Source organism: Arthrobacter sp. TB 26 (genome assembly GCF_000427315.1).
Taxonomy (GTDB): Bacteria; Actinomycetota; Actinomycetes; order Actinomycetales; family Micrococcaceae; genus Arthrobacter.
The window spans coordinates 1-6,473 of record NZ_AUPJ01000083.1 but is presented as its reverse complement, the minus strand read 5'-3'; the positions used below and the strand labels follow the sequence as shown (position 1 = coordinate 6,473).

Below are 6,473 nucleotides of genomic sequence, written 5' to 3'. Positions count from 1 at the left end.
GAGCCGCTCTGGGACTACTTCCACGACGCCGAAAAATACGGCACCGAGAACGCCTGGCGCTTCCTGGTCGCTGACTACGTCACCACCACCGACGGCACCGGCATCGTCCACCAGGCCCCGGCCTACGGTGAAGACGACCAGAAGGTCTGCGAAGAGGCCGGCATCCCCGTGGTCCTCTCGGTCGACGAGGGCGCAAAGTTCCTGCCGCTGTTCGGCCACGGCGACCTCGCCGGGATCGCCGGACTGCAGGTGTTCGAGGCCAACAAGCCCATCACCCAGGTGCTGCGCGCGCAGGGCCGCCTGGTCCGCCAGGCCAGCTACGAGCACAGCTACCCGCACTGCTGGCGCTGCCGCAACCCGCTGATCTACCGCGCCGTGTCTTCCTGGTACGTCGAGGTCACCAAGTTCAAGGACCGCATGTCCGAACTCAACCAGGAGATCAACTGGATCCCGGGCAACGTCAAGGACGGCCAGTTCGGCAAGTGGCTCGCCAACGCCCGCGACTGGTCCATCAGCCGCAACCGCTACTGGGGAAGCCCCATCCCGGTATGGCAGTCCAGCGACCCGGACTACCCGCGCACCGACGTCTACGGCTCNCGCTCGCCGAGATCGAAGCCGACTTCGGCCGGCTGCCGCTGAACAACGACGGCCAGGTGGACCTGCACCGGCCGTTCATCGACGAGCTGACGCGCCCGAACCCGGACGACCCCCGGACCCCGGACGAGGGCCAGTCCGTCATGCGCCGCGTCGAGGACGTGCTGGATGTCTGGTTCGACTCCGGCTCCATGCCCTACGGCCAGGTCCACTACCCGTTCCAGAACGAGGAATGGTTTGACACGCACAACCCTGCCGACTTCATCGTTGAGTACATCGGGCAGACCCGCGGCTGGTTCTACATGCTGCACATCCTCTCCACCGCGCTGTTCGACCGGCCGGCCTTCCGCAACGTCATCAGCCACGGCATCGTGCTGGGCTCCGACGGGCAGAAGATGTCCAAGAGCCTGCAGAACTACCCGGATGTTTCTGAGGTCCTGGACCGCGACGGCTCCGACGCGATGCGCTGGTTCCTGATGTCCAGCCCGATCCTGCGCGGCGGCAACCTCGTGGTCACCGAACAGGGCATCCGAGACGGCGTCCGCCAGGTCATCCTGCCGCTCTGGAACGTGTACAGCTTCTTCACGCTGTACACGAACGCAGCCGGTGGAACCGGGGGACAAGCGAGTGGCTACGACGCTAAGCTCCGCCACGACGGCTACGCCGACACCCTGGACCAGTACCTGATGGCCAACACCGGGGACCTGGTCCGGAACATGACCGCGCAGCTGGACAGCTACGACATCTCCGGCGCCTGCGACGAGCTCCGCAGCTACCTGGACATGCTCACCAACTGGTACGTCCGCCGCAGCCGGCAGCGCTTCTTCGACGAGAGCGTTGACGCCTTCGACGCGCTCTACACCGCGCTGGAGACGGTCTGCCGGGTCGCGGCCCCGCTGCTGCCGCTGGTCTCCGAGGAGATCTGGCGCGGCCTCACCGGCGGGCGCTCCGTGCACCTGGCCGACTGGCCGGACGCGGAACTGTTCCCGGCCAACCCGGAACTGGTCGAGGCCATGGACCGCGTCCAGCAGATCTGCTCCACCGGTTCCTCGCTGCGCAAGGCCGCCAACCTGCGGGTGCGCCTGCCGCTGCAGGAACTCACCGTCGTGGCACCCGGCGCGGATGCGCTGGAAGGCTTCGCCGCCGTCGTCGCCGATGAACTGAACCTGCGGTCCGTCCGCCTGCTCGACGCCGACAGCGCCTCCCCGGAGGAGTTCGGCATTGAGCAGAAGCTCGTGGTCAACGCCCGGGCCGCCGGGCCGCGGCTGGGGAAGAACGTCCAGCAGGCCATCAAGGGCTCCAAGTCCGGCGACTGGTCCGTGGACGATGCCGGCGTGGTCACCGCCGGCGGGCTCGCGCTCGAGCCGCAGGAATACACCTTGGAAACCGTCGTGGCCGAGGCCGCGGAAGGCGAGGGATCGCGCGCGGCCGCGGTCCTGCCGGGCGGCGGCTTCGTTGTCCTCAACACCGAGGTCACCCCTGAGCTCGAGGCCGAAGGTGCGGCCCGCGACATGGTCCGCGCCATCCAGCAGGCCCGCAAGGACGCCGGACTCAACGTCAGCGACCGGATCCACACCACCGTCACCGCGACGCAGGACGTCGTCGATGCCCTGCTGGCCAACGCCGAACTCGTCAAGACCGAAACCCTGACCCTCGAGCTGGAAACCGTTGCGGCCGACGTCAAGGAACCCCAGGTCAGTGTTGCCAAGAAAGTTGAGGCGTAGTCCATGAGCGACGAATTCTCCGTAGAAAGTGTCTACGCCGAGCTGCTGGGCCGGGCCCCGGAAAACAAGATGGAGCCGCGGCTGGCCCCGCTGCACCGGGCGATGGACATTCTGGGGGAGCCGAACAAGGCGTTCCCGATCATCCACGTCACCGGCACCAACGGGAAAACCTCGACCGCCCGCATGATCGAGGCCGGACTCCGCGCCCACGGCCTGAGCACCGGGCGCTACACGAGCCCGCACCTGTCCAAGGTCACCGAGCGGATCAGCATCGACGGCGCCCCGGTGCCGGATGAGACCTTCGTCCGGATCTGGGACGAGATCCGCCCGTACCTGGCCATCGTGGACAGCGAGCTCGAGGCCGAGGGCCAGCCCCGGCTGACCTACTTCGAGTGCCTCACCATCCTGGGCTTCGCGATCTTCGCCGACCAGCCGGTCAACGTCGCCGTCATCGAGGTGGGCCTGGGTGGGATCACCGACGCCACCAACGTCGGCGACGGGCAGGTCTTTGTGGTCACCCCGATCTCGCTGGACCACACGGACCTCCTGGGTGACACCACTGAGGAGATCGCGTACGAAAAGGCCGGCATCATCAAGCCCGGCGGCTTCCTGGTCAGCGCCGCGCAGCCCCGGGACGCAGCCCAGGTGCTGCTGGAAAAGGCCAAGGAAACGAACGTCCCGTTCCGCTTCGAAGGCGTCGAGTTCGGCGTCGAATCCCGCACCGTCGCCGTCGGCGGCCAGGTGGTGACCATCCAGGGCATCGCGGGCCGCTACGAGGACCTCCTGGTTCCGCTGCATGGGGCACACCAGGCCGAGAATGCCGCCGTCGCGATCGCTGCGCTGGAGGCCTTCTTCGGTGCTGAGAAGCCGCTCGACGCCGAGCTGGTGCAGGAGGCCTTCGCCTCGGTCACCTCGCCCGGCCGCCTCGAAGTGGTGCGCACCGCGCCGACCATCATCGTGGATGCCGCGCACAACCCCGAAGGCATCCGGGTCTCCGCCGAGGCCATCCACGAGGCGTTCAGCTTCACCAAGCTCGTGGTGGTGGTCGGTGTCCTGCGGGAAAAGGACGCCGAGGAAATCCTCCGCCAGCTCAAGGAATCCCTCGGCGCCCTGGCCGCCGAGTACTGCTTCACCCAGTCGAATTCGCCCCGCGCCGTGCCGGCCGAGGACCTCGCGGAACTCGCCCTGGACCTGGGTTTCGGCGAGGACAACATCCACGTGGCCGAGAAGCTCGACGACGCCCTCGAATGGGCCGTGGAACGTGCCGAAGCCAACGACGACCTCGCCGGCGGCGTCCTCGTCACCGGCTCCATCACGCTCGTCGCGGAAGCCCGGATCCTGCTCGGAAAGGCGGACGCCTAGACCATGGCGAAACTCACCAAGGCCCAGCGCGAATGGCGGCCGGGCATGCCCAGGAAACGCCGCTCCACCAAGGTCATGTTCGCCTCCACCGTGCTGCTGCTCGAGGCCTTTGTGGTGCTCTTCGGCACCCTCACGGTGTTCGGACTCCGGCGGGACGAGTTCCCGCCGGTCCTGATCTTCTCCGTCGGGATCGCGCTGTGCCTCGTGTATGCCTTCACGTGCGCGGTCCTGACAAAGCCGTGGGGCGTGGCGCTGGGCTGGATCCTGCAGATCGTGCTGATCCTGACCGGCATCCTGGAACCGGCGATGTTCCTGGTCGGCGGGCTCTTCGCGCTGGCCTGGTGGTACGGCATCCGCACCGGTATCCGGATTGACCGCGAGGCCGCCCAGCGGGAACGCGACCAGGCCGCCTGGGACGCAGCCCACCCCGACGCCCCAAGCAACTAGACTTATTGCCAAACCCACTCACCCCACACATATTGGAGCAGCTGTGAGCATTGAGCGCACCCTCGTCCTGATCAAGCCCGACGGCGTCACCCGCAACCTGACCGGCAGCATCATCGCCCGCATCGAAGCCAAGGGCTACACCCTGGCCGAGCTCAAGAAGGTTGATGCAAGCCGCGAACTGCTGGAGCAGCACTACGAGGAGCACGTGGGCAAGCCGTTCTACGAGCCACTCGTCGAGTTCATGCTCAGCGGACCGGTCGTCGCCGCGATCTTCGAAGGCCACCGCGTCATCGAGGGCTTCCGCTCGCTCGCCGGCACCACGGACCCGACGACGGCGGCCCCGGGCACCATCCGCGGCGACTTCGGCCGCGACTGGGGCCTGAAGGTTCAGCAGAACCTGGTCCACGGCTCGGACTCGGCGGAGTCCGCGGAACGCGAGATCAAGATCTGGTTCTAGGATTTTCCTGACCCCCACCCCGCCGAGGTGACAGTTAAGGCCAATGTTCGAGTTGAACATTGGCCTTAACTGTCACCTCGCGGCGGTTAACCTGGGTCCGTCTCCCTAGTAGCCGGAGGTCCCGATGAAGACCTGGATGAAGGCGAAGAAGATGGTGGCGACCACCGCGACGTAGAGCAGGGCGGTAATGATCCAGCCGGAGTCGCCCAGGATCCTGGTCGGGCCGGCCGGCAGCCGGATCACGCCGTGCGTCACATTGCGGACGGTGACCCAGACGAAAAGCGGGATCATCGCGGCCCAGACGACCATGCAGAACGGGCACAGGATGTGGATGGAGTACAGCGCCTGTGACCAGAGCCAGACCACGAACGCGAAGCCCAGGGTCACGCCGGTCTGCAGGCCCAGCCAGTACCAGCGGGCAAACGTTGCTCCCGCGAGGATGCCCATGGCCGTGGTGATGATGACCGCGAACGCCACGATGCCCATCAACATGTTGGGGAAGCCGAACACCGAGCCCTGCCAGGTCTGCATGACCTGCCCGCAGGAGATCCACGGGTTCACATCGCACACGGTCACGTGGCTGGGATCCTTGAGGACCTCAAGCTTTTCCAGCACCAGGGCTCCGGAGGCCAGCCAGCCGACGACGCCGGTGATCAGCAGGAGCCACGCGAACGGGCGGTCGCGGGTCATCGGGGGCAGCGGCCGGTCGGCAGCGGATGGGGTGGAGCTGTGCTGCTGCGCGGCTGCCTCGCCGGTGGCACTGGAGATGCTGGGCATGGAATGACTGTCCTTCGGTCGGGTGCAACTGGTGCGATTGTATCGCCGGAGACTGGATGAAGTCCGGGCGGCGCCGCGCCTTCATAAGGGATTCGGTCCACGGTGCGGGCCGGATGCCTTGCTTACGCCTGCTTTGACGGGTCCTGTGAGACAATGAACGTGGCTGGAACCCGATCCACATCCGGGTCCCGGTCCGGCGACTTTGTTCCCAAGACCGCCAATGATGAGCAGGGAGCCACGGATCCTCTGATCCAGGCTGTCCCGCAATGCCATTGGACGGCACCTGGTTGTGGCGTGTAGATCAACGGGTTTCAGAACAATTCCGCCGGCCCTCCAGGGCTGCCGCACCCCACTGCCGGTGCGAACCTGAGGGTATCCAATTGACTTCTGTCAATGCCCGCGGGTGTTGACAAATATTTGCCCCAACGGGTGCCGGATGTGGCGGCACGTCAGGGGCAGGAGTGTCGCCACATATGGATAATGACCAGGTTGTAACAGGCAACGAAGACGCGCTTGTCACGCAGGAAACAGAAGGCGAAGCATCAGCTGTAGCCACGCCGCCGAAGCGGCCCGTCCGCACCCGCCGCAAGGCCCTTCCCAAAACTGAGACCGCAGCGGATGCTGCAGCGGACACAGCAGTCCCCGCCGCCGACGCAGAAGCCCCGGCCGCCGAAGCCAAGGCCAAAGCGCCCGTCCGCCGCTCCCGCGCCCGCAAGGTCGCTGAACCGGCCGAACCCCTTCCGGCCTTCGCTGACGAAGCCCCGGCAGAGCCAGCAGCCGCTGAAAATCCGATTGCTCAAACCCCGGCTGCCCAGGTTGCTGACGTACCGGTGGAAAAGCCTGTCCGGCGCCGGGCCAGCCGCGCCAAAGCCGCAGCACCGGTGGCTGAGGCCCCTGTAGCAGAGGCCCCGGCAGAGGAAGAAACCGCCGCGGCCCCCGCCGCGGACACAGCAGCCGCCCCCGCCGCAGCCGCAACCGAGACGGCCGCAACCGAGACGGCCGCCGAAGCACCGTCCGCCTCCTCGCTCTTCCTTGAGCCGGGAGCAGTCACCTCGATGATCTTCCAGGCACCCGACCTGACCGCCGTCGTGCGCCCGGCCCCGGCTGCCGCC

The 6,473-nt window shown here is 66.9% G+C and carries 4 protein-coding genes and 2 pseudogenes; 5 read left to right on the top strand and 1 reads right to left on the bottom strand.

The annotated features are described in order from the left end of the window. The 4 genes and pseudogenes from K789_RS22045 to ndk all read left to right on the top strand — a co-directional run. A pseudogene (locus tag K789_RS22045) lies at positions 1-2,318 on the top strand (class I tRNA ligase family protein); the annotation flags it as partial. 3 nt (positions 2,319-2,321) lie between these two features. Further along, on the top strand, positions 2,322-3,680 hold the full coding sequence (locus tag K789_RS0101890; RefSeq protein ID WP_024365262.1) for a bifunctional folylpolyglutamate synthase/dihydrofolate synthase: 1,359 nt from the start codon (positions 2,322-2,324) through the stop codon (positions 3,678-3,680). 3 nt (positions 3,681-3,683) lie between these two features. After that, on the top strand, positions 3,684-4,127 hold the full coding sequence (locus tag K789_RS0101885) for a DUF4233 domain-containing protein (protein WP_024365261.1): 444 nt from the start codon (positions 3,684-3,686) through the stop codon (positions 4,125-4,127). 43 nt (positions 4,128-4,170) lie between these two features. Continuing rightward, a complete protein-coding gene (gene ndk, locus K789_RS0101880; protein WP_024365260.1) occupies positions 4,171-4,584 on the top strand; it encodes a nucleoside-diphosphate kinase in 414 nt (137 codons plus the stop codon). Positions 4,585-4,689: 105 nt separating this feature from the next. Here the strand turns inward: ndk and K789_RS0101875 are convergent, their stop codons facing one another. Continuing rightward, entirely contained in the window at positions 4,690-5,361 is a 672-nt protein-coding gene (locus tag K789_RS0101875; RefSeq protein WP_024365259.1) for a vitamin K epoxide reductase family protein, read from the bottom strand. A 473-nt stretch (positions 5,362-5,834) separates the two neighbouring features. On the opposite strand from K789_RS0101875, the pseudogene K789_RS0101870 reads away from it, so the two are divergent. Further along, positions 5,835-6,473: pseudogene (locus K789_RS0101870) on the top strand (ribonuclease E/G); the annotation flags it as partial.